General features: G+C 53.5%; 23 protein-coding genes and 1 pseudogene. 20 read left to right on the top strand and 4 right to left on the bottom strand.

Annotated features, from left to right (window positions below):
• From ACOTX1_RS07610 to ACOTX1_RS07675, 14 genes are all read left to right on the top strand, one after another.
• Complete coding sequence (locus ACOTX1_RS07610; protein ID WP_199983015.1) at positions 1-294, top strand: hypothetical protein; 294 nt, start codon at positions 1-3, stop codon at positions 292-294.
• A 62-nt stretch (positions 295-356) separates the two neighbouring features.
• Entirely contained in the window at positions 357-758 is a 402-nt protein-coding gene (locus ACOTX1_RS07615) for a DUF7370 family protein (protein WP_263522003.1), read from the top strand.
• Complete coding sequence (locus tag ACOTX1_RS07620) at positions 758-931, top strand: hypothetical protein (protein WP_006820518.1); 174 nt, start codon at positions 758-760, stop codon at positions 929-931. The genes ACOTX1_RS07615 and ACOTX1_RS07620 overlap by 1 nt, the downstream gene beginning before the upstream one ends.
• Positions 931-1,287: a hypothetical protein gene (locus ACOTX1_RS07625; protein ID WP_023330659.1), complete on the top strand. Its 357-nt coding sequence runs from the start codon at positions 931-933 to the stop codon at positions 1,285-1,287. The genes ACOTX1_RS07620 and ACOTX1_RS07625 overlap by 1 nt, the downstream gene beginning before the upstream one ends.
• Positions 1,288-1,289: 2 nt before the next feature.
• Complete coding sequence (locus ACOTX1_RS07630) at positions 1,290-1,754, top strand: HK97 gp10 family phage protein (protein ID WP_263521998.1); 465 nt, start codon at positions 1,290-1,292, stop codon at positions 1,752-1,754.
• Positions 1,751-2,134 carry a phage tail termination protein gene (locus tag ACOTX1_RS07635; protein ID WP_263521996.1) on the top strand — a complete coding sequence of 128 codons (384 nt, stop codon included), beginning with the start codon at positions 1,751-1,753 and terminating at the stop codon, positions 2,132-2,134. The genes ACOTX1_RS07630 and ACOTX1_RS07635 overlap by 4 nt, the downstream gene beginning before the upstream one ends.
• A gap of 64 nt (positions 2,135-2,198) precedes the next feature.
• The gene (locus tag ACOTX1_RS07640; protein WP_060614558.1) at positions 2,199-2,942 is read left to right on the top strand and encodes a phage tail tube protein; all 744 of its coding nucleotides are present in this window, start codon (positions 2,199-2,201) and stop codon (positions 2,940-2,942) included.
• Positions 2,943-2,999: 57 nt separating this feature from the next.
• The gene (locus ACOTX1_RS07645) at positions 3,000-3,671 is read left to right on the top strand and encodes a DUF6246 family protein (RefSeq protein WP_060614559.1); all 672 of its coding nucleotides are present in this window, start codon (positions 3,000-3,002) and stop codon (positions 3,669-3,671) included.
• Positions 3,672-3,683: 12 nt separating this feature from the next.
• Positions 3,684-6,584, top strand: coding sequence for a tail protein (tape measure) (locus ACOTX1_RS07650; RefSeq protein ID WP_263521992.1), 2,901 nt, complete (start codon positions 3,684-3,686; stop codon positions 6,582-6,584).
• Positions 6,584-7,081 (top strand): hypothetical protein, encoded by a 498-nt coding sequence (locus ACOTX1_RS07655; protein WP_263521991.1) that lies wholly within the window; start codon positions 6,584-6,586, stop codon positions 7,079-7,081. Before ACOTX1_RS07650 ends, ACOTX1_RS07655 begins: the two co-directional genes overlap by 1 nt.
• Positions 7,081-7,551, top strand: a complete 471-nt coding sequence (locus tag ACOTX1_RS07660; RefSeq protein WP_015571561.1) for a hypothetical protein — start codon at positions 7,081-7,083, stop codon at positions 7,549-7,551. Before ACOTX1_RS07655 ends, ACOTX1_RS07660 begins: the two co-directional genes overlap by 1 nt.
• Positions 7,552-7,564: 13 nt before the next feature.
• Entirely contained in the window at positions 7,565-7,930 is a 366-nt protein-coding gene (locus ACOTX1_RS07665) for an NlpC/P60 family protein (RefSeq protein ID WP_032649984.1), read from the top strand.
• The gene (locus ACOTX1_RS07670; RefSeq protein WP_263521988.1) at positions 7,917-10,394 is read left to right on the top strand and encodes a host specificity factor TipJ family phage tail protein; all 2,478 of its coding nucleotides are present in this window, start codon (positions 7,917-7,919) and stop codon (positions 10,392-10,394) included. Before ACOTX1_RS07665 ends, ACOTX1_RS07670 begins: the two co-directional genes overlap by 14 nt.
• Before the next feature lie 57 nt (positions 10,395-10,451).
• Positions 10,452-12,416 (top strand): glycosyl hydrolase family 28-related protein, encoded by a 1,965-nt coding sequence (locus tag ACOTX1_RS07675; protein ID WP_263521986.1) that lies wholly within the window; start codon positions 10,452-10,454, stop codon positions 12,414-12,416.
• A gap of 32 nt (positions 12,417-12,448) precedes the next feature.
• On the opposite strand, the gene ACOTX1_RS07680 is transcribed toward ACOTX1_RS07675, so the two are convergent.
• The gene (locus tag ACOTX1_RS07680; RefSeq protein WP_023314041.1) at positions 12,449-13,447 is read right to left on the bottom strand and encodes an acyltransferase; all 999 of its coding nucleotides are present in this window, start codon (positions 13,445-13,447) and stop codon (positions 12,449-12,451) included.
• A 141-nt stretch (positions 13,448-13,588) separates the two neighbouring features.
• Between ACOTX1_RS07680 and ACOTX1_RS07685 the strand changes: the two genes are divergently transcribed.
• From ACOTX1_RS07685 to ACOTX1_RS07700, 4 genes and pseudogenes are all read left to right on the top strand, one after another.
• Entirely contained in the window at positions 13,589-13,828 is a 240-nt protein-coding gene (locus ACOTX1_RS07685) for a hypothetical protein (protein WP_023314042.1), read from the top strand.
• Positions 13,828-14,145: a hypothetical protein gene (locus tag ACOTX1_RS07690; protein ID WP_023306078.1), complete on the top strand. Its 318-nt coding sequence runs from the start codon at positions 13,828-13,830 to the stop codon at positions 14,143-14,145. Before ACOTX1_RS07685 ends, ACOTX1_RS07690 begins: the two co-directional genes overlap by 1 nt.
• A gap of 141 nt (positions 14,146-14,286) precedes the next feature.
• Positions 14,287-15,588 (top strand): annotated as a pseudogene (locus tag ACOTX1_RS07695) (MFS transporter); the annotation flags it as partial.
• 223 nt (positions 15,589-15,811) lie between these two features.
• A complete protein-coding gene (locus ACOTX1_RS07700; protein ID WP_023314074.1) occupies positions 15,812-17,275 on the top strand; it encodes a mannitol dehydrogenase family protein in 1,464 nt (487 codons plus the stop codon).
• A gap of 44 nt (positions 17,276-17,319) precedes the next feature.
• Here the strand turns inward: ACOTX1_RS07700 and ydfZ are convergent, their stop codons facing one another.
• On the bottom strand, positions 17,320-17,523 hold the full coding sequence (ydfZ, locus tag ACOTX1_RS07705) for a putative selenium delivery protein YdfZ (protein ID WP_003857405.1): 204 nt from the start codon (positions 17,521-17,523) through the stop codon (positions 17,320-17,322).
• Positions 17,524-17,810: 287 nt separating this feature from the next.
• Between ydfZ and ACOTX1_RS07710 the strand changes: the two genes are divergently transcribed.
• On the top strand, positions 17,811-18,242 hold the full coding sequence (locus ACOTX1_RS07710) for a universal stress protein (RefSeq protein WP_003857404.1): 432 nt from the start codon (positions 17,811-17,813) through the stop codon (positions 18,240-18,242).
• A gap of 35 nt (positions 18,243-18,277) precedes the next feature.
• Here ACOTX1_RS07710 and ACOTX1_RS07715 read toward each other — a convergent pair whose 3' ends face one another.
• Positions 18,278-18,964 carry a GntR family transcriptional regulator gene (locus tag ACOTX1_RS07715; RefSeq protein ID WP_003857403.1) on the bottom strand — a complete coding sequence of 229 codons (687 nt, stop codon included), beginning with the start codon at positions 18,962-18,964 and terminating at the stop codon, positions 18,278-18,280.
• A gap of 90 nt (positions 18,965-19,054) precedes the next feature.
• On the bottom strand, positions 19,055-19,801 hold the full coding sequence (gene ydfG, locus ACOTX1_RS07720) for a bifunctional NADP-dependent 3-hydroxy acid dehydrogenase/3-hydroxypropionate dehydrogenase YdfG (protein WP_003857402.1): 747 nt from the start codon (positions 19,799-19,801) through the stop codon (positions 19,055-19,057).
• 143 nt (positions 19,802-19,944) lie between these two features.
• On the opposite strand from ydfG, the gene dcp reads away from it, so the two are divergent.
• On the top strand, positions 19,945-21,978 hold the full coding sequence (gene dcp / locus ACOTX1_RS07725) for a peptidyl-dipeptidase Dcp (RefSeq protein ID WP_023314075.1): 2,034 nt from the start codon (positions 19,945-19,947) through the stop codon (positions 21,976-21,978).
• The last annotated feature ends 8 nt before the right edge of the window (positions 21,979-21,986 follow it).

Consider the following 21,986-nt stretch of genomic DNA (forward strand, 5'->3'; position numbering starts at 1 on the left):
ATGGCTAAATACGAAGTTGTGCGCCCATGGTTCGGCGTGAAGGTAGGTGACGTGGTGGAGTTGAAAGAGCTTCACCCGGCGCTGAAGTCTAACGTCCGGATGATGAAAGGTGAGGCAGCAGGTGAGTTGAAACCTGCAACACCTGATGCCGGTACCGGTGAGAAATCTCGCAAAGAGATTATTCAGGACCGCCTGACCCAGTTGGGTATTGAGTTCAAAGGCACCCTGGGCGCTGAAAAGCTCAGTGAGCTGTTGCCGGATGGTGAACTCGAAAAGCTTTTCCCTGCTGAATAACAGCCGCCGCTAAGGCGGTTTTTTTATGCCCCGCTCCGGCGGGGTATTTCACGGAGTCGATAATGGTAACTCTCGAACAGGCGAAGGAGTATCTGGAGAGCCAGGGAATTACCATTCCCGATTTTGTTCTTCAGGCTCTCGTCGACCAGGCTAACAGCATTCAGGAGTGTCTCGATGCACATTATCCTGCATCGACATCGCTGCTGATTCAGCTCTATCTGCTGGCGCTTATGGGGCTCGGGCAGGGGGACAAATACATCTCCAGTCAGACGGCTCCAAGCGGGGCGTCGCGCTCATTCCGATACCAGTCGTTCACCGACCGCTGGAAAGCCTCAGTGAACCTGTTGCGGGGGCTGGATAAATACGGTTGTGCCACTGCTCTTATTCCTGCCGACCCTACCGCCACCCCGGCATTCGCTGGTATCTGGATCGGGAAGGGCGGCTGCATGTGCGGGGATAAGTGATGACGTACAAATCAGTTAAGCACGGGCTGCCCCGTTCCTTCACTCGCGTATGGGTGATGACCGACACCGGGCGGGAGACTACCGGCTACGTGAAATCGGACGGCGAGTGGTTCATCAACTGCCCGCGCATCCGGGCTACCGGCGCGAAGGTGCTGCGCTGGAAGGAGGGCTGATGTCGTCTACTGCTTCATGGTCATACAACAAGCCGTGCACGATATGGCGCAAAGGTGCAGGTGGTAATGACGAGTGGGGCGATCCTGTCGACCCATACGAACCACCTGAAACCATCATGTGCGACTACATCGGCGGCCTGTCAGCAAAGCTCGGATCAATCGGTAAAGAGGTTGTCGTAAAAAACACCTTCTTTACAGCTTATGCGCTGGCCGATGAGGGCGATTACATCCTGATTGGTGTAAGCACTGAACCAGACCCGGTCGTGGCCGGTGCCGATGAGGTGCGTCACGTGACGCGCTGGAACGATACTCTCGACGGCCTGGAAGATGACTGGGCGATAATTACGGGAGTGTAGCCATGGGCATCAAAGTGAAGGGCATTAGCCAGGCAAAGAAGCACCTGAACGATGTCATCAACGACGTTAAGGGGCGCAAGGTCATTCGCGCGTTGCAGTCGGCGATGATTCTTATCGGCACCCGGGCGGCCTATTACACCCCGATCGACACCTCAACTCTGATTAACAGCCAGTTTCGTGAAATCGACGCTGGCGGCGTGCTTATCACCGGACGCATCGGTTACTCAGCCAACTATGCTGCATACGTGCATGAGGCGTCAGGCAAGCTGAAAGGTCAGCCGCGCGCACACTTTGGCGTGACCGGTAACCGGTCTGAATTTGGTCCGCAGAAGCCGAAAGAGTTCGGCGGCGGTACCGGAACTGGCAACTATTGGGATCCGCATGGTGAGCCGCAATTCCTGACCAAAGGCGCGAATGACGAGCGCGATAACGTTGACGCGGTGATGCGCAAGGAGCTTTCACTATGACACCCATGATGCACGAGCGGGTGCGCAACATGTTCGGCGACGCCGGGCTAACTACCGGTTTCACGGTGCAGCAGCTGATGTACGACGACCCTGGAGACCTGTCGAAGGCGATCATGGTGTTCAGGCCTAACGGCGGGTCGAATATTCGGACTGATATCGGCTCTGAGTATCACGTCCTGGTTGATGTCGTAGGCGCGAAAGATAAGCGCAAAGACGCGCTCAACGCTGTGCAGCGCATCGTCGACTACGTCCAGGCCTACCCCATGGCTGACGAGTGCGTCGGCTACATCCAGAACATGGGCGCAATTCCCGCGCCGGTGCTCACAGAAGAAGGGCGAATAGTCTTCCGACTCCAGTTCGCCTGCACTTACGGCGAATAGCCATCCCAACCAAATAACCCGCTCCGGCGGGTTTTCTTTTTTATACGTCAAAGAGGAGTTTCACATGGGTAACTGCCCGAACTCGAACGAGCGCCTTTTCGGCGGTGCGGTCGTGCTGGAAGTCGCCGATGGCTGCCCGGACGTCAAGCCACTCGAAGGGGAGTGGATGGCGCTGGCCGCTGGTACATCGAAAGGCTTCGACTTCAACCCGAACTCGGTTACCTCTGATGCGGATGACGGCGGCGGCTATGTCGAGACCATCATCACCAACAGTGATTTCACCCTGAGCTTTGAGGGTGAAGTGCGCAAGAAGGATAAGCTGGATCAGTACGGTGTCGGCAAATTCATCAAGTATTTCGCTGACGAACTGAAGGCCAAGCGCCAGCCTGGGATCTGGGTGCGCATGGACTACGGCCCGGTCGAATTCGTCGGATATATGAACATCACGGCGCTGAGCTCTGACGGCGGTACCAACGACATCGTCACGTTCTCCACCGAGTTCAAAGTCGGCGATGCAACCACCATCGAAGTGAACGAGCTGACTGCGGTTGCGGTGACTGGCGTAACTGTAACCCCGGCAACCAGCACCGGCGCGGCTGGCGGTACCAGCACATTCACGGTGAATATCGCACCAACCGGCGCAACCAATAAAGACTTCACCGTTGCATCAACCGATCCAACCAAAGCCACTGCTACAGCATCCGGCACCACCGTCACGGTGAATCGCGTCGCTACAGGCAGCGCGCAGATCATCATCAACACCGAAGATGGCAACTTTGTGGCCGTGCATACGGTTACCGTTACCTAACGGACATTCCAAAGGGCGGCGTGCTGCCCTTGATAATGACTGTTTACTGGAAGGCCTATGACCGCTTTAACCGATATTGGCGAACTCTCTATCAGCGACAGCCGCGAAGGCGGGAAAGACTACCTGCTCAGGCCTTCATTCGAGGCTATGACCAGGATCGGCACGCCGGAAGAGATTGTGCAGACGTACGCCACCATACACGGCAATGACGTTGCTCAGTTGATTGAGGTGTGCGCTGGCAAGTTGGGGCGCTTTCCTGAATGGCTGTCTCCTTCTTTCAACCGCGCCGCTGAGAAACTTTTATCAACGTGCATGCTGGTGCTGCAATCGTGCTGCGATGACGACCTGACGCCAATGATAGGCGAGTGGAAAGGGTGGCGGCACTGCGTCGTATACCGGCCGGGCAGATTGCCAAAGAACGACATTATCGTGCTGGCGCAGCACCTCATGCAGCACGGCGTTGTCGGAAAAGCCAGGGTTCGCCAGTTGCAGCGCCATGAAACAGGCGAGCGCACTACAGAGTTTAAAGCATTCGACTACATCAGCGCAGCTCGCAGCCACTTCGGAATGAACCGCGCTGAAGCCTCTCAGTTAACGATGACCGAGTTCCAGATGCTGCTGGCGGCGAAATACCCGGACCAGAAAGGCTTCACTCGAGAAGAGTACGACAGCATCGCCGACGAATACCTGGCTAAACAGGCCGCACGCAGGGCAAAAGCAAAGCAATAACCGGAGAATGACATGGCAGGTGAGAAGAACGCCGGTAGCATCGTTTATGAAATCAGTGCCGACGTTGAGCCGCTGCTGCAAGGCGGCAAACAGGCCATTGATGCCCTGGATAAACTGGATGCTGCGGCCCAGCAGTCCGGAAAGGGGATGGATAACCTTGACCAGAGCACCTCACAAACCGGGGCCGCGTTTACAGAACTGGCCGGATATGCCAACTCCATGGATAACCAGCTGCGCAAGCTAAATACCAACGTCAGCGGCATTGCCCGCGCTATGGAAGAGGCCCGCAGCGGTACCGGCGGCGCTAACAGCGAGTTTAATCGCGCTGAATCAATCATCGAGGCGCTGGGTAATCAGTTAGCTGTGCTGGATGAAGCGCAGGAGAATGGCGCGCGCAGTGCTGCTATTCTTGCCGCCCAACTCCGCGCCGGGTCAAAAGCGACAGACGAAGAAAAACAGAAGATCGGCGAGCTGACCGGTCGCCTGTATGACATGAAGACTGGCGTTGAAAATGGTGCAAAAGGCACTGGTAGCTGGAAAACCAGCATGCAGCAGGCCGGTTACCAGGTGCAGGACTTTATCGTACAAGTCCAGGGTGGGCAGTCTGCATTAGTAGCATTCGCCCAGCAGGGATCGCAACTCGCTGGCGCGTTTGGTCCAGGCGGCGCGGTAGTTGGCGCAGTGATCGCGCTGAGCTCTGTAATCGCTGGCGTGCTGATTACATCGCTTAATGGTGGAAAGAACGCCATGGACGCGCTGAAAGATGCAGCCGAAGCGATGGATAAGGTGATCACCATTTCCCAAAATGGCGTGGCCGCTCTGTCTGATAAGTACGCGAACCTGGCAAGAACAAACGCCGAGGCAGCAACCATCCTGAGAAATCAGGCAATGATTGAGTACAACGCTGCCATAGCGAAGATCCCTAAATCCATCAATGATGCTTCCAGTTCTATCGTTGGATTCACCGACAAGTTGAAGACTTCGTTCGTTGGTGGTATTGCCTCCATCGATGAATTCAACAAAAACCTTTCTACAGTCGGGGCAACAGCTGACAACTACTCGGCAGCCATGGAGCAAGCAAGGGACGCCGGGGCAAGGTTCACCGTTAACGCCAACGCGATCCAGAACACAGTAACCACGCTTGCGGATAAATTTGGCGTGTCTGAGCAGCGCGCATTCGAGCTAAGCAAGCAACTCTCTGATGTGGCGAACAATCCAACGCCTGAAGCACTACAAAGGCTCGTTCTTGAACTTCAGAGCACAGAGAGTTCGACAAAGTCAGGAGCTGATGCAATAAGGACGTTCCTTGGCCCGCTGACGGAACTCGTTCGAGTAGCTGGCGAGGCCCAGATCAATCTCTCCGGAATGAAAAAAGAGGTCGACAATCTTACCTCAGGGCAGAAGAACCTTATAAAGCAGTCAGAACGCAATCTGGCACTGTCTAAGCTACAGGGTGAGGCCCGCGCGCGGTTGCAGGCGCAATACGCTGCCGAAGATGCCGGGTTTGCGAAGGATGATCCGCATGCTAAGCAGATGCAGGATGACGCTGCCGCTACGTACAAAAATACGCAGGCGCAAAAGACACTTCAGTCCGAGCAGAAGAAAGGCGCCTCTCAGGCTGATTCTATTGCTCAGAAACTGGCGAACCTGAAGCAGCAGTCAGAGCTTGCTGCCGAATCAACCAATAATCTGAGTCGCGAGCAGGCGATCCTGAATGCGCAGCAGTCTCTCGGAAAAGGAGCCACTAAAGAACAGATCGCGCTGGCGGGGCAGTACGCCGCAACAAAATGGGACACTGCCAACGCACTCAAAGCACAAGCCGCAGCCGAGAAACTCCTGCCAGAAGCGCGCGAAAACGCAAGCTATAAGCAGGATGTTCAGGATCTGAATACTGCTCTGGCTGCTAAGAAAATCAGTCAGGAGCAGTTCAATCAGACATCTGAAAGACTCGAGGCCACACACCAGGCAAACCTCGCAAAAATCCGCGCGCAGCAGGCGGTGACGCCACAGCAAGAGGCAGTTGCACAGGTTGATCCAGTGCAGCAATTAGCTAATCAGCATGCACAGCAACTGGCCCTTATCCAACAGTTCGAGCAGCAGGGGTTATTAGCTCACCAGAATGCATTAGCCCTTAAAAATGCTGCCGATACGCAGTATGAGCAGCAAAGAACCGCTGCACAATGGGAGCTTCTTAGCCAGCAGAGTCTGGGGTACAGCATGCTGACAAGTGCAGTAGATGCGTTTTCAGGCAATGCATCCAATGCGTTAACCGGGCTGATCACCGGAACGATGTCAGCGCAGGATGCTATGCGTTCACTCGGGAATACGATGCTGAACAGCGTGGTCAATGCGCTAGTCCAGGTTGGTGTTGAGGCCCTCAAAAACTTCATTATAGGGCAGACATTGGGCGCAGCGGCTACTGCTGCTGGAGCATCTCAGGCTGCAATCTTGGCTACAGCTTGGGCTCCTGCCGCCGCCATGGCGAGCCTCGCTTCATTTGGGGCCAACTCAGTTCCTGCCATGACAGGAATTGCTTCAACGGTAGGCCTGGCACAGGGCCTTGCTTTAACCGGTATGCGTTACAATGGCGGCCCGGTGAATGCAGGAGGTCTTTATCAGGTCGGTGAGCGAGGGAAACCTGAGATTTACCAGGCCAGTACCGGTAAGCAGTACATGATACCGGGCGACAACGGCAGGGTGATCAGCAATAAGGAGATGACTACTGGCGGCGGAGGGGTAGTTATCAACATCCAGAACTACACGTCATCGTCCGTTGATGCACAGGCTGGCACTGATGCAAATGGTGGGCTTACCGTTGATGTCATTGTTGCAGACCTGAACAACGGCGGGCCAATCAGCAGCGGTATAACCAGTAACTTCAATGTTAAACGCACGCCAAGGGGGCAGGGCTGATGCCAATTATCGACTATCCCGACTGGCTGCCGCTGGCGCAGAAGGCCAGCAAAAACATGACGCTCGATACCGGGTTCCAGACCGATCAGCCAGCGGTCGGCCCGGCTATCTTCCAGAACCTTACTGACGACCTGAAAGTGACCTGGTCCCTGACGTGGATTTTCACCTTGGCTGAGGAACGAGCATTCCAGCAGTGGCTACGCAGCCCAAACTATCTCAACCGGGGCCTGAACTGGTTCAGGATGAATATCAATCTGGGCGGCAGTGGTCTCCAGTTGCAGGAGCTTCACTTCACGCAGATGCCGGTGCAAACCAGTATCGACGGCGGGGTGGTGACATGGACAGGAACCGTTATTGCCAACCATCTGTACAACGCTGACGACGAGTTTGACGACATCATTGTTGAGCTGCCGCCGCCGTGGCCTTCAGTGCTTGATATCGTGGTGACTGGCTATCCGGACGGACGCGATCCAGAAAGTCTTCCGAGGGTTCCCTGATGCCTTCATATCGTGAATATAATCAGAAGCGCCCGATTAGCGGCTGTTACAACACCATCACGTTCTATCACCCCTCCTTTGGTTACGTCCGCCTCGTCGACAAACAGTTCTTCCCGAAGACGCTTGGCGGCCAGACGTACACGCCTGCGCGGTTTGAAATCGAAGAGAGCCAGCAGAGCGGAACTCCGGTAATCGACGCAACGGTGAAGCTTGGGCGACTGTCTTCAGATATCAAAACGCTGATGAAGAAGTGGAGTGGTGTTTCCAGGCTGTCGCCTATCACGGCAACTCGTCAGGTTTTCGATAGAGTTGATACCTCTACGCCAATGAAGAATTGGACATTATTTGTAAAAACTGTCGATGTTGTTTCAGATAACGCATCAGTTACTTTATCAATGACAAACCCGCTAAATAACAACATTGGCCAACCATATGATCCAGTCGAATACACGGGGCTTCAGTACCTCTGATTTTATCAGCAGGATGATCGGCGTGCCGTGGTCTAACCGCGCCTGCTCATTCGAAAAGACTGATTGCTGGGGGCTGGTTGTGCTGTATTACCGACATGTGCTCGACATTGAGCTGCACCAGACGCCGGGTTACGAAGCCGGGGAGGATTTCTTCACCTGCTATCAGGGAGACGTCGTTTTCTGGCGCAAGGTCGATAAACCGGTCGACGGGGGGATATTTGTCGGGTACCGCGGCGCGCAACCGGCGCACGTTGGCCTGGTACTGAACCGGCAGGCGCTGCATTCACGCGGCGAGAACGGAAGCGTGCGCATGGACTCGTTGCTGGTCATTCAGCGGGCATTCACCAAAGTGGAGTTTTTCGAATATGGCGCTGGTTGAGATATCGAATTTTCCAGGAACGCCTAAGCTGCGTTGCAGGGTGCCAAACGGCACCCTTTTTTATGACTGGCTGGCGGCCAATGACGCCACTTTCCACCGCGATCTGCTGATCGTCCGCAACGGCGTAAAGCTGGGCGACGATGATGAGCTGGCGTTTGAGCTGAGCGAGCTGGACCACATCCAGATATTCGACCAGCCAAAGGGTATTGTCGATGACATCCTGAGCCCGATCTTTAAAGTGGTTGGTCAGGTATTTTCTTTCCTGGCGCCGAAGCCAGCTATTGCAAACAACGGCGGTAATACCGTCGACTCGCCCAACAATAGCCTGACCGGTCAGACAAACACCGCGCGCGTCTACAAAGCCAAGCCGGACATCTACGGGCAGATTCGTTCGTTCCCGGATCTGATCCAGGAATCAGTATTCGAATACGTACACCAGACGTCCACCGACGGCGGCCTGAAGTACGTCACTGAATGGATGTGTATTGGGATCGGCAAATACGATTACGAGTCCGTGCGCTACTCAGAATCGAGCCTGGGCTCTCTGGCTGGTGCCGAATTCCAGTTCTTCGAGCCAGGTGAAGTAATCCCGCAGATCGTCGAAGGTTACGGGTTCGATGACGTCGACGGGCAGGAGGTCCCTGGGCAGAACGAAGCCAGCGACTTCCCTATCGAAACAGCAACGGCAAACACGGTGGTCAGCGGAACGTATTCTGGCGGCCAGATAGCGATGAAAATCGTTAAGCAGGCTGAGTTCGACTATTTCATGGGGCTGGTGCTGCCGCACGCGGTGACTTTCACCATCAACGTGACGTACAGCACGGCCTCCGGCAACGTGACTACCGATGCTACATTCTCCGGCACGCTGATTTCCGCCGTTGAAACAAACGACGGTGCAGTGGTTAACCCGGTGCGCTGGTACACGTTTACGATGAACCAGCTCGAAGGACCGCAGGACATCCCGGCGAATGCCACGATCAACACCACGAAATTCATCCTTAACGATAACGAGGCGCTGGTGGTTGGGCCGTTCTTTTCCCCGGTCGAGTCAACTCAGCTGTGGCTGCATACACAGTCCAGCCTCGGCGGGAAGAAAGAGACCAACTGGAAGGTTGTCATCTGGAAAATCGACGACGACTACAACCAGGTGCCGGGAACGCAGCAGACGTTTACGTACCGGCAGACGACGCCGCACCAGTCGACGAGCGAGGTGTTTTATCGCACTGACAAGATCACACCGACCGGCGGGTTCGGGAAATACGCGGTCAGCTTCCAGCGCACGGATAACTCCGGTGACGCGTCACTGCTCAAGGTCGAAGAGATCCACAGCATCAACATCAGGACAAACGTCGTTCACCCGACCGACACGCTTGTGCGAGTAAAAGTCCGGGCGACAGAGAACGCTCTTGGCAGCCGCGAGCGCAAATATAACGCACTGGTGACGCGCCACACCATTACGTACGACCTGGACACGCAGACGGTGGATTACACCCTGAGGCCGTCGCGCTCGTTCGCTGATGCAGTGGCTCACACCTGGCTCATCATGGGTGAGCAGCCGGTAAGCAGCATTGACCTGTACGGGCTGTACTCGATCGCCGAAAGCCTGCCGGATGAGCGCCTTGGTTACTTCGACTATACGTTTGACGACGAGAACGACTCACTGGGCGACCGCGTGCAGGCGATCTGCAATGCGGCGTCGGTGGTGGCGTACTGGGATGACGGCGTACTGACGTTCACTCGTGACCAAAAGGTTGATTATCCGGCTGCCGTATTTAACAGGGCCAATATGAAGACGGACGAGTACAAAATGACGTACGAAGCTACTCTTCCTGGCGGTTATGACGGCGTACAGGTGTCCTACGTCCACCCGACCACGAATAATAAGACGTACATCAACTACCGCGTGCTGAACGGCACTATCTTAGAACAGGAAGCAGAGAACCCGAACAAGCTCGAGATAGTCGGTTTCCGAAACGAGTACCAGGCGCGCGAGCGCGCGTTGCGCGAAACCAAACGCCTGATCTACTCCCGGGTGAAGATGAACGCCAAAGTGTTTGAGGACGGCATTATCCAGGTCGGTAGCGTCATTCAGATGCCAGACATTTACGACAGCAACCAGCAGCAGGGGTACATCACCGGACGCGCCGGGAATAACTTCGATACCAGCGAGCCGATCGCGTTTACCGGTTCAATGTACGTTCTGGTGACCGACAGTCTGGGTAACCCGACGCTGCGCTATCCGGCGACGGCCCGCAGCGACACGAAGTACGGCTTCACCGCGGCAATACCCGACATTCAGCTCAATATCTGGAACGGAGACACTGTACAGCTCCCGTCGCGCTATCTCATTGCGACAGTGGAGGAACTTGACAGTCAGCTATGGACGGTCAACAGCATTAAACCAAACACAGATAACACGGTATCTCTGACCGTCGCTGAATACAGCGACGCCATCTACCAATAAGAACCCTCCCCGACCAACCAGACCCGGCCACCGTGCCGGGTTTTTTATGGAATAAATATGGCTACGACACCAACAAACCTGCCTGTTCCAAGCGAATCACCGCGCGACCTGAAGTTTAACGCCGGGAAAATTGACGAGTTCGTTACGTCTTTGGCGCAGCAATTCATTGACCGCTTTGGCAACGCCCATTACACCATCGAAGGTTTGCGCTGGCTGGCGCAGCAGGCTATAGCAGCATTTGGCTGGATTCCGGTAGGGACATTCCAGGATGGCGCTACGTTAACGCTGCCAAACCAGATCCTGAAAGATGAAACTGATGGAGAATATTACCGCTGGGATGGGGCGTTGCCTAAAATGGTCCCTTCAGGCTCCACCCCATCATCATCTGGCGGCACGGGCGTTGGTGCCTGGGTCAGCGTCGGAGACGCAGCGCTACGGTCGATGTTGGCTAGTGGGGCCGATGGTAACGGTGATGCCCTGATCACGGTAAAGCAGCCACTGCCTGGCAGCGTTGCGAGAACACAGCACAATCTGAATGCTGACTACGTTAACGTTAAAGACTGGGGCGCAAAGGGAGATGGCGTGACAGATGATACAGCGGCAATCAATGCTGCCTGCTCATCTCTAACCGGAACAAGTTTTATCACTAATTTCCGTCGCCTGTACTTCCCTCACGGAACCTATGTTTACAAAGGTACAGGCATTGTCCTGCCTAACGGAACATCTCTGATTGGTGAGGACCTTTTCACAACCATCGATGCTTCTGCCAACACAAACACAGGCTACCTGATCACCCTTACCGGATTCCGTTCCAGAGTTGATACAATTGCGCTTAAGGGCAACAAAGATAATCCAGGAATGGTAGGGATATCTAGTTACTACAATTCTGATAATGGCGGTGTTCTGAATTGCATTCTTGAGGACTTCCACTACGGCATTGATATCGATAAGTGCTGGTACTCGGTTTATCGTAATATCAGGTTCAGAAGAAGCTCGTCTTCTGTTTCACTGACAGGATCACACATTCGTCTTGGCTTCAACTATCCATCAGAGGAAGTCAATAACCTTGAGTTCAGCAACGTATGGATGGCAGAACCTCAGAAACATTCATTAGCAATCTATTGTAGGCTTCAGGCTATAAAATTCACTGGTGGTTCTTTTGAAACGATTGGTGAAGCTCGCATAAAATTCTATACGACTACACTTCCATATGATTTATTGATTGATAACTGCTATATAGAAAATGATATCGCCACTGGCGGAGTTTACCTCGTAGAGGGCCAAAACACATCGCAGAGCGTGACAATCAAAGATTGTATGTTACGCCTGGGAAGTACGCCCGGCAGCCTTGGCAAGAACATAACTATATATATCGACGGAGGGTGGTCAAATTCTCCAGCTGTGACTTTGAATTCGAATAATACGAAAGTCTGGTTTCATCGTTACAGGGAAACGTCTGGAGGATTTGCTGATGGGGCAGATTACGGCAGGACAGGCTTATGGGACGGAACGGCAATGCACAGTTCCGCCATTCATTTAGATCCAAGGCCTCAATCAATCATTGACTGGAACCATTTAATTCCGTCTTATGTGAACTATAAATCGCACCCTTCTACCGCGCCGGTTGATGTATTTAAAGTGTACATTCCAGTAGGTTCTAATCCACGACAGATGATGCTAGAAATATCCGCTTTAACTAAGAGTATCAGCGAAGCATATATTCAGGGTATAGAGAAATATATGATAGCCATAACCTTGCCTGAATCATCAACGGCTGGCACAGGAGTTTATGTTGCAAAGCTCCACTCATCAGCGAAAGACAATTCAACCTTGCTAGCTGATCCGTCATTTGCAGTTACATCGAATGGCTATGACAGTGCTACAGATGCATACGAGTACACAATTTCACACAGTGTTTCCAACTCAACCAGACTTGGTACAACAACATTTGTTATGAGCGGGGTCTTCACAATGAACGCGCTATCTACAACTACCCCAAGATGGCGGATTAGACGGCTGTAAAGGAATGGCGCCCGTAAATAGGGCGCCATATCTCAACATACATAACGAACGATTGGGATTTTTTTAAGAATAAATGATATCGATAGAGATGCAATAAACATAAAAATACATACCAATGGAAGGAAGTAAATCATATTGTTGCTCCAACTCAGCCTCCAAACATCTTGTTTTAAAGGGATTAATAATGCTGGGTGAAGGCAGTAAATAGCGAATGTAAATCCGCTTATTTTATAAGATATGGTATTTAAATAGCTGCAATCTATCTTTGCACATAACAAAAGCAAAGAGCAAGCCGCAACGAACGTATTTATCGAGAAGTTATCTAAAAACGCTTGACTAGGGCCGCCGATAAAATGAGAATACCAATTGTTCATAATTGCTGTGAATGCAATGGAAGCGAAAAATATACCTGTTAATGCTAATTTACTCCTTATTTTGTCCTTGTAATCATATACATACTTGCCTATAAACATATACCAACTGAGCGTGACGAAAGAGTCCAGGTTAAACTTTGATTGGAGGTTGAATCCGGTTAATGACTTGATCAGATTAAACTGAAAAAGAACCATTATAGTAATAAAAAAGAACAGTCGCTGCTTATCGCTCATACCAAAATATGCTAAAGATATTATTGGAGTTATCAAGTACATTCCTAGAAGGAAGTATAGATACCAAAGATGATACATGGCCTGACCGGTTATTATTTTGATAAAGAAACCGGAAATAGTAGGGTTGTCATTATAGAATGTGTAATAAAAAGCAGACCAAGCTAGTAGTGCGGCAATAGCTTTTGGAAACTTTTTCTTGTAAAAAGTTGCTGCGTCGATATCCTTTTTAACCAAAAGTATTCCTGAAATCATGATAAAAATTGGAACTGCGCACCTGGATAGAGAATTGTACACGTTCACCACATCCCAGACTGGCTGAAACTTATAATTCCAGTATGCGGTTACATGTGTCATGACAACAAGGAAGCACGAAATTGTTCTTGCGATATCGATATCGTAATTACGTCCTGCTACAGTGCTCATTGTGCTATTGTCCTTAACTATCAAAAAAATATATAAATCAGTAGATTCTGAGAGGTCTGAAGTGTAACACCAGATGATCACTTGATCGACCCTCACATTTAGCGATACTGTATATGTATACAGTTATTTTGTGAGGTGATTATGCCACGCACAGCAGACATACACGCAGCCTTTATTGCGGCCATAGAGCTTAACCCAAAGGGCTACCGCTACCTGAGAACAGACAGCTTTATAGAAAAGTTGCGTGGTTTTAACTGGCACTTCACCCGAGCCGACGCCAATGCATGGATAGAGCGCAATCAGCCAGGCTTCGCTGACAAGACGACAGACGGTAGCGACAACAGGTACTGGATCCTGCGTAACATGGGGAGGGTGCACTGATGGGATTTCCTTCACCGGCGGCTGATTTCGTAGCACCGCGTTTATCTCCGGAAATTATCTGCGGGATCGGCATGGACAGCCGCATCCTCGAAACCTCGTCTGGCTTTGCGGTTATCGAGCCGTGCACCAGACTGGTACAGAATCAGGTTCTGCTAATCCTCAGCGGCGGACGGACTCAGTTTGCCAGGGTCATGGGCAGGGCGCTGATTTGTGATGATGGTGAAGCGATAGAGGGGGAGGCTGCGGAAGAGGTTGAGGTGATGGGGCGGGTGACGTTCTTCATCAACAGCGTGATGCAGGATGACAGGGTGGTGTGATGGGGCAATGGGGCATGGTTGGGGCAAAAAATTAGCGCAAAACAACTCAAAACCGTGGAGGGTAGTGATTCATCTTGCGCTAATGTTTTGGTTTAAGCCTGCTTTCAACTTACATCAGCATACATCCTGTTTGTAGTGCCGCAAATTATGGATTTCCAGCTCTACTCCCTTGGCGCCGCGCTGGTGTTTCATGAAATTTTCTTCCCTGAGCAATCGGCGGCCATGGCGCTGATCCTGGCGATGGGCACCTACGGCGCAGGCTACATCGCGCGTATCGTCGGGGCATTTATTTTCGGCAGAATGGGCGACAGAATTGGCCGTAAAAAAGTGCTGTTTATCACCATCACCATGATGGGGATCTGCACCACCTTAATCGGCGTGCTGCCGACCTACGCGCAGATCGGGATTTTCGCACCGGTGCTGCTGGTGACGCTGCGTATTATTCAGGGGCTGGGCGCGGGGGCAGAAATCTCCGGTGCGGGCACCATGCTGGCGGAGTACGCGCCGAAGGGTAAACGCGGCATCATCTCCTCGCTGGTGGCCATGGGCACCAACTGCGGAACGCTGAGCGCCACGGCGATCTGGGCCGTGATGTTCTTTGCCCTCGATCGTGAAGAACTTATTGCCTGGGGCTGGCGCGTGCCATTCCTCGCCAGCGTGGTGGTGATGATCTTCGCCATCTGGCTGCGTATGAACCTTAAAGAGAGCCCGGTGTTTGAGAAGGTTAACGACGCCGAAACCGTTGCGCCAGCGGCGGCGCAGGATACCTCATTAGGCGCGATGTTTAAGAGCAAATCGTTCTGGCTGGCGACGGGGCTGCGCTTTGGCCAGGCCGGTAACTCTGGGCTTATCCAGACCTTCCTTGCCGGGTATCTGGTGCAGACGCTGTTATTTGATAAGGCGATCCCAACCGATGCGCTGATGATCAGTTCGATTCTCGGCTTCCTCACCATTCCGCTGCTGGGCTGGCTGTCCGATAAAGTGGGGCGCCGTCTGCCGTATATCATCCTTAACATTTCAGCCATTATTCTGGCTTACCCGATGCTGTCGATTATTGTTGATAAGAGTTACGCGCCGGGCGTGATTATGCTCTCTATCATCGTTATTCATAACTTTGCGGTCCTCGGGCTGTTTGCGCTGGAAAACATCACCATGGCAGAGATGTTTGGTTCGCGGAACCGCTTTACCCGCATGGCAATCTCGAAAGAGGCGGGAGGGCTGGTGGCCGTAGGCTTTGGTCCGGTGCTGGCGGGGATCTTCTGCAATATGACCGGGTCCTGGTGGCCAATTGTGGCGATGCTGGTGGCGTACTCGCTGATTGGGCTGGTCTCCGCTTTGCTGATGCCGGAAGTGCGCGACCGCGATCTGAGTGAAGCCGAAGATGCAGCCGAAGCGCCGCATAAAGAAGCGGTAGCCTACGGCGCGCTCTCTTCACGCCGCTAGTGGTTTACATCTTGTGTTACCTGTCACACAACTTTTTACTGATGTCACACCACATGGCGAAAAGTTAATGTAAATCAAGATCTGAAAACGACGTATCAGTATGGTTAATGGCAGCGTTTTTTGACTCCGACTGCCATTCTAGTTGGTGTAGTCAGCAGGCGCTGCCGCTCTGAAAAGGAAGCGGCAGCGGATCACAGCGTTCATTAATTAACGAGTCTCAATCATGGAAAACCAGTTATTACAGGCGAAGGCAACGCGTCCTCAGTACGATCGCGACAGCCTCAAGGCACGCATTGTTCATTTAGGGTTTGGCGCGTTCCACCGCGCGCACCAGGCGGTGTACACCGATATACTCGCCGCAGAACAGGGCAGCGACTGGGGTTACTGCGAAGTTAACCTGATTGGCGGCGAACAGCAGATCGCCGATCTGAAGGCACAGGATAACCTTTATACCGTAGCAGAGATGTCTGCCGATGCGTGGACAGCGCGCGTGGTCGGCGTCGTCAAAAACGCGCTGCATGCGCAGGTCGACGGGCTGGAAACCGTGTTGGCGGCGCTGTGCGAGCCACAGGTCGCCATTGTTTCCCTGACCATCACCGAGAAAGGGTATTGCCATTCCCCGGCAACAGGACAACTGATGTTCGATCATCCGTTAATCGTTGCCGACCTGCAAAACCCCCATCAGCCGAAATCTGCGCCGGGCGTCGTGGTTGAAGCGTTGGCGCGGCGTAAGGCGGCGGGGCTGCCAGCATTCAGCGTGATGTCATGCGATAACATGCCGGAGAACGGCCACGTGATGCGCAATGTCACCTGCGCCTACGCGCGCGCTGTTGACGGCGAACTGGCCGACTGGATTGAAGCGAACGTCACCTTCCCGTCAACCATGGTGGACCGTATTGTGCCCGCCGTCACGGCTGACACGCTGGATAAAATCGAACAGCTGACCGGCGTACGCGATCCGGCAGGTGTCGCCTGCGAGCCGTTCCGCCAGTGGGTGGTGGAAGATAATTTCGTCGCCGGACGTCCAAAGTGGGAAAAGGCCGGTGCGGAACTGGTTTCTGATGTCATTCCGTTTGAAGAGATGAAGCTGCGAATGCTTAACGGCAGCCACTCGTTCCTGGCCTATCTCGGCTACCTTGCCGGTTATCAGCACATTAACGACTGCATGGAAGATGAACATTATCGCGCAGCCGCGCATGCGCTGATGCTGAAAGAGCAGGCGCCGACTCTGAAAGTGAAGGGGGTGGATTTAGCTCACTATGCTGACCTGTTGATCGCGCGCTACAGCAATCCGGCCCTGCGTCACCGCACCTGGCAAATCGCCATGGACGGTAGCCAGAAATTGCCGCAGCGGATGCTCGATTCCGTGCGCTGGCACCTGGTCCACCAGAAACCCTTCCCGCTGCTGGCCCTCGGTGTGGCGGGCTGGATGCGTTATGTCGGCGGTTTTGATGAGCAGGGTAACCTGATTGAGGTGAGCGACCCGCAGCTGGCGGTGATTCAGGCGGCGGTAAACGGTAGCGCTGAAGGCGAAAGCCGCGTTAATGCGCTGTTGGGCATTGAGGCTATTTTCGGTAACGAGCTGCCGAAGGACGCGGTGTTTGTGGCGTCGGTCATGCAGGCTTATCAGACGTTGCTGCAAAAAGGCGCGAAGGCCACGGTTGCTGAGTACGCCACCCGGCTTTAACGCTATGACATGCCGCCGTCCGCGGCGGCATGTCGGGGCGCAGCTTAGTGCATCCCCAGGCGAATCAGCTCAATCGGTTCGAACTTACCTTCGCATCCTTCCACTTCAACCGTTTTACCACGACGCACCTGCTCGGCATTAAGGCCGTCGCTGTGGATCGCTTTAATCACGCCGAACTGACCTGTGCCGCTAATCATGACGCGGCTGCCAGTGGTGATTGCATTTCGGTTACGGTCGTATGTCATCATGGTATTTTCTCCTCTCGTACTTATCCGCTACGGCGCTAATTCGACGGCTGCCGTTCACGGGGCACTATTAATACGCCTCTCTTTAACGAAATTATTTGCTTTTGATCAAGCTCACACTTTTTTCTTATTTCATGCAGGCGTTGACGGTTAAGGACACCACTTTACAAAGCGGACAGTTATTTTCCTTAATTGATAGTTTACGGATGCAAGTGTTTAGGCTTTGTTTATATCCACAATGTCATTCTGGAGACAGAAAATAACCCTTCATCGGAAAAGGAGTCAGGCTTATGTATAAGAAAATTTTGATGCCTGTTGACGTGTTTGAAATGGATTTGAGCGATAAAGCGGTACGCCATGCGGTCAACCTCGCGAAGGCGGAAGGCGCGACGATCACCCTGGTCAACATTCTCCCTAACAGCAGCCGTTCGTTACTGCGGGGGTTCAATGCCGATATTAAGAAGTTCGAAGAGTATATGACCGCCGAGTCTGATAAGAAGATGAAGGCGCTGAAACGGCTCTTTGATATGTCCCCGGAAAATATTGATTGTGAAGTTCGCTTCGGCAACGTACGCGATGAAATCATCAAGCTCAGCAAAGAGGGGAAATATGACGTTATTGTTATTGGATCAAGAAACCCGAGCATGACAACCCATCTGCTGGGTTCAAATGCTGAAACTATCCTGCGCTACGCCACTATTCCAGTATTAGTGGTCCGCTAATTACTTCGCCGCAACCGAAAGGGGGCGGCGAGGTTTTATTCTTCGCTGAACCACTCGCGGTTTTCCTGACGAATTAACTGAACTGACTCACTAATTTCCTGAAGGTGAAGCGTCATCGCTTTATCTACGGCTTCCACGTCGCGTTTTTCCAGCGCGCTGAAAATATCATGATGCTGGCGCAGCAACATCTCTGGCGGAGAAACATGGTCGAGGCTCATGTAGCGCACGCGGTCGATGGTCGCTTTGATGTTTTCAACGGTATCCCACGCGAGCTGGCACTCGGCGATCTGCGCCAGTTTTTGGTGAAACTCGTCGTCCAGCTGGAAAAAGTCGTTTAACTGTTTGCGGTCGATGGCGATTCGTTGCTGATGCAGGTTTTGCTCCAGCAGGTAGCACTGGTTATCGTTGATGAGCGACGCGGCGCGACGCACCACGGCGCACTCGATGGCCTGGCGAACAAAACAGCCATTCCGTACCTGCGAAAGCGAAATTTTATTTACATAGCTGCCGCGCTGTGGGCGGATCTGAATAAGTCCGTTTTCTGCGAGTTTAATAAACGCCTCGCGCACGGGCTGACGGGAAACGTCAAAACGTACCGAAACCTCTTTTTCTGAGAGTGGCGTTCCCGGTGGGATCAGGCAGCGAACAATATCACGGCGTAAGATGCGATATATTTGCTGATTAACGGGCTGGGTAGGATTAAGTTGCGATTCAGCGGCCATGGGTTGTGATTTCTCAGAGAGTTAACCTGAACATACTACCATTCTTTTCCCTGCCATCACATACCCGGCCCGCAGGCCGGGAAGGGTGAATTACCCGCGATGCACGCTGAGTCCGGCATAGGTCTGGCTGACGGGCATCATCTCAACCGTGTTGATGTTGACATGCTTCGGCAAATTCGCGACCCACCAGACGGTTTCGGTGATATCTTCCGGCGTCAGCGCATTCGCGTTTTCATAGGTTTTATCCGCTTTCGCGTCATCGCCTTTGAAACGCACGTTGGAGAATTCGGTTCCGCCTACCAGACCCGGTTCAACATCGGTCACGCGGATCGCGGTTCCGTGCAGGTCGGTGCGCAGGTTCAGACTGAACTGGCGGACAAAGGCTTTGGTCGCGCCATAGACGTTGCCGCCCGCGTAAGGCCAGCTTCCGGCGGTGGAACCGATGTTAATGATATGACCACGGTTACGTTCAACCATGCCCGGCAGCACGGCGCGGGTCATGTACACCAGGCCTTTGTTGTTGGTGTCGATCATGTTCTCCCAGTCTTCCACGCTGGCTTTGTGAGCAGGCTCCATACCCAGCGCCAGGCCAGCGTTATTGACCAGCACGTCAATTTCACGCCATTCGGCAGGCAGGTTGGCAATCATCTCTTCAATGACGGCGCGGTTGCGGACGTCCAGCTGTGCGGTCAGAATGCTGTCACCCAGCTCGTCTTTTAGCTCCTGCAAACGCTCCTGACGACGCCCCGTTGCAATCACTTTGTGTCCGTTGGCGACGAAGCGACGCGTGATGCTTTCACCAAAACCCGCTGTCGCCCCGGTAACTAAAATAATCATCTCACTGTTCCTCAACGCTTTTTGTGTTGTACTAACATAGCACGCTCTCCGGCACGTCGTTAAGGCAACATTTGTATGACGCCATTGCAGGCTGGCGCAGGCTGGCCTACTCTGGGGAGAAATACCGTGCACAGGAGTAAACGATGTCGGTCAACAATCCTTTTTTTGAAATTAGCCTGTTGCCTTATCAGGCGCCACGTTTTGATGCGATCAACGACAGCCATTATCGCCCGGCGTTTGATGAAGCAATGCGCCTGAAGCGTGCAGACATTGACGCGATTATCGCGCAGCGCGCCGCGCCGGACTTCGATAACACCGTGCTGGCGCTTGAAAAAAGCGGGGCCATGCTGTCGCGCGTGAGCAGCGTATTCTTCGCCATGACGTCCGCACACACTAACGATGATCTTCAGGCGCTGGACGAGCAGTTCTCCACCGAACTGGCCGGGCTGGCGAACGATATCTGGCTAAACGATACGCTTTTCGCCCGCGTGGAAGCCGTCTGGCAGGATCGCGAGGCGCTGGATGCCGAATCCCGCCGACTGACGGAGGAGACGTATCAGCACTTTGTTCTTGCGGGCGCGCGTCTGAACGCCGATGAAAAAGCCGAGCTGAAATCTCTGAATACCGAAGCCGCCACCCTGACCAGCCAGTTCAACCAGCGCCTGCTCGCGGCGAATAAGGCGGGAGGGCTGGTGGTGGACGATGTTCGCCAGCTTGACGGGCTCAGTGCGGAGGAGATGGCTGCCGCGGCTCACGCTGCCGCAGAAAAAGGGCTGAAGGAACGCTGGCTGATCCCGCTTTTGAATACCACGCAACAGCCCGCGCTGGCGGCGCTGGCGTTGCGCGAGACCCGTAAAAAGTTGTTCAGCGCGGGCTGGGAACGCACTCAGAAAGGCGACGAAAACGATACGCGCGAGTTGATCCGTCGGCTTACCGCGTTACGGGCAAGACAGGCGCAGCTGCTCGGCTTTGACAACTATGCGAGCTGGAGCATTGCCGATCAAATGGCGAAAACGCCGGAAGCCGCGCTCGAATTCATGCGCGGAATAGTGCCTGCGGCGCGCGGCAGGGCTGCGCTGGAGCAGGCGGATATTCAGAAAGTCATCGACGACGAGCAGGGCGGTTTTACGGTGCAGGCCTGGGACTGGGCGTTTTATGCCGAACGCGTGCGCTCAGCGAAATACGCGCTGGATGAGTCGCAGATCAAACCCTATTTCGCGCTCAATACCGTGCTTGAAGATGGCGTATTCTGGACCGCCACGCAGCTGTTCGGTATTCGTTTTGTCGAGCGTTTCGATATTCCGGTTTATCACCCGGATGTTCGCGTGTGGGAGATTTTCGACCACACGGGTGAAGGCATGGCGCTGTTCTATGGCGACTTTTTCGCGCGTGATTCCAAAGCGGGCGGTGCGTGGATGGGGAATTTTGTTGAGCAGTCTTACGAGTTTGCTGCGCGTCCGGTGATTTATAACGTCTGCAACTATCAAAAACCGGCGAACGGGCAAACCGCGCTGATCTCCTGGGATGATGTGATTACCCTGTTCCACGAGTTTGGCCATACCCTGCATGGTCTGTTTGCCAGCCAGCGCTATGCCACGCTTTCAGGCACCAACACGCCGCGTGATTTCGTTGAATTTCCGTCGCAGATCAATGAACACTGGGCCAGCCATCCGCAGGTGTTTGCGCACTTTGCTCGTCATTATCAAACCGGCGAACCGATGCCGGATGCGCTGCGGGAAAAAATGCTCAATGCGACCCAGTTTAACAAGGGTTATGACATGACGGAGCTATTGAGCGCCGCGCTGCTGGATATGAACTGGCACGGCATTCAGGAGCCCGTTGAAGACGTGGAAGCCTTTGAAGCCGCCGCGTTGAAAAAAGAGGGGTTGGATCTTCCAGCCGTACCGCCGCGCTATCGCAGCAGCTATTTCGCCCATATCTTCGGCGGCGGGTACGCGGCGGGGTATTACGCTTACCTGTGGACGCAAATGCTGGCGGACGATGGCTATCAGTGGTTTGTCGAGCAGGGTGGTTTGACCCGCGAAAACGGACAGACATTCCGCGAGGCGATTTTGTCCCGCGGCAACAGCACTGATCTAGCTGAACTTTACCGGAACTGGCGCGGGCACGATCCGAAGATCGAACCGATGCTGGAGAATCGCGGATTGAGTGCGTAAGGCTTTTT

The organism is Enterobacter cloacae complex sp. IR5401 (assembly GCF_049238425.1).
Taxonomy (GTDB): domain Bacteria; phylum Pseudomonadota; class Gammaproteobacteria; order Enterobacterales; family Enterobacteriaceae; genus Enterobacter; species Enterobacter hormaechei_C.

What these genes read in the sequence shown, in the direction of transcription:
- ACOTX1_RS07610 (WP_199983015.1), top strand. Translation starts at nt 1, where the DNA reads ATGGCTAAATACGAAGTTGTGCGCCCATGGTTCGGCGTGAAGGTAGGT.
- ACOTX1_RS07615 (WP_263522003.1), top strand. Translation starts at nt 357, where the DNA reads ATGGTAACTCTCGAACAGGCGAAGGAGTATCTGGAGAGCCAGGGAATT.
- ACOTX1_RS07620 (WP_006820518.1), top strand. Translation starts at nt 758, where the DNA reads ATGACGTACAAATCAGTTAAGCACGGGCTGCCCCGTTCCTTCACTCGC.
- ACOTX1_RS07625 (WP_023330659.1), top strand. Translation starts at nt 931, where the DNA reads ATGTCGTCTACTGCTTCATGGTCATACAACAAGCCGTGCACGATATGG.
- ACOTX1_RS07630 (WP_263521998.1), top strand. Translation starts at nt 1,290, where the DNA reads ATGGGCATCAAAGTGAAGGGCATTAGCCAGGCAAAGAAGCACCTGAAC.
- ACOTX1_RS07635 (WP_263521996.1), top strand. Translation starts at nt 1,751, where the DNA reads ATGACACCCATGATGCACGAGCGGGTGCGCAACATGTTCGGCGACGCC.
- ACOTX1_RS07640 (WP_060614558.1), top strand. Translation starts at nt 2,199, where the DNA reads ATGGGTAACTGCCCGAACTCGAACGAGCGCCTTTTCGGCGGTGCGGTC.
- ACOTX1_RS07645 (WP_060614559.1), top strand. Translation starts at nt 3,000, where the DNA reads ATGACCGCTTTAACCGATATTGGCGAACTCTCTATCAGCGACAGCCGC.
- ACOTX1_RS07650 (WP_263521992.1), top strand. Translation starts at nt 3,684, where the DNA reads ATGGCAGGTGAGAAGAACGCCGGTAGCATCGTTTATGAAATCAGTGCC.
- ACOTX1_RS07655 (WP_263521991.1), top strand. Translation starts at nt 6,584, where the DNA reads ATGCCAATTATCGACTATCCCGACTGGCTGCCGCTGGCGCAGAAGGCC.
- ACOTX1_RS07660 (WP_015571561.1), top strand. Translation starts at nt 7,081, where the DNA reads ATGCCTTCATATCGTGAATATAATCAGAAGCGCCCGATTAGCGGCTGT.
- ACOTX1_RS07665 (WP_032649984.1), top strand. Translation starts at nt 7,565, where the DNA reads ATGATCGGCGTGCCGTGGTCTAACCGCGCCTGCTCATTCGAAAAGACT.
- ACOTX1_RS07670 (WP_263521988.1), top strand. Translation starts at nt 7,917, where the DNA reads ATGGCGCTGGTTGAGATATCGAATTTTCCAGGAACGCCTAAGCTGCGT.
- ACOTX1_RS07675 (WP_263521986.1), top strand. Translation starts at nt 10,452, where the DNA reads ATGGCTACGACACCAACAAACCTGCCTGTTCCAAGCGAATCACCGCGC.
- ACOTX1_RS07680 (WP_023314041.1), bottom strand. Translation starts at nt 13,447, where the DNA reads ATGAGCACTGTAGCAGGACGTAATTACGATATCGATATCGCAAGAACA.
- ACOTX1_RS07685 (WP_023314042.1), top strand. Translation starts at nt 13,589, where the DNA reads ATGCCACGCACAGCAGACATACACGCAGCCTTTATTGCGGCCATAGAG.
- ACOTX1_RS07690 (WP_023306078.1), top strand. Translation starts at nt 13,828, where the DNA reads ATGGGATTTCCTTCACCGGCGGCTGATTTCGTAGCACCGCGTTTATCT.
- ACOTX1_RS07700 (WP_023314074.1), top strand. Translation starts at nt 15,812, where the DNA reads ATGGAAAACCAGTTATTACAGGCGAAGGCAACGCGTCCTCAGTACGAT.
- ydfZ (WP_003857405.1), bottom strand. Translation starts at nt 17,523, where the DNA reads ATGATGACATACGACCGTAACCGAAATGCAATCACCACTGGCAGCCGC.
- ACOTX1_RS07710 (WP_003857404.1), top strand. Translation starts at nt 17,811, where the DNA reads ATGTATAAGAAAATTTTGATGCCTGTTGACGTGTTTGAAATGGATTTG.
- ACOTX1_RS07715 (WP_003857403.1), bottom strand. Translation starts at nt 18,964, where the DNA reads ATGGCCGCTGAATCGCAACTTAATCCTACCCAGCCCGTTAATCAGCAA.
- ydfG (WP_003857402.1), bottom strand. Translation starts at nt 19,801, where the DNA reads ATGATTATTTTAGTTACCGGGGCGACAGCGGGTTTTGGTGAAAGCATC.
- dcp (WP_023314075.1), top strand. Translation starts at nt 19,945, where the DNA reads ATGTCGGTCAACAATCCTTTTTTTGAAATTAGCCTGTTGCCTTATCAG.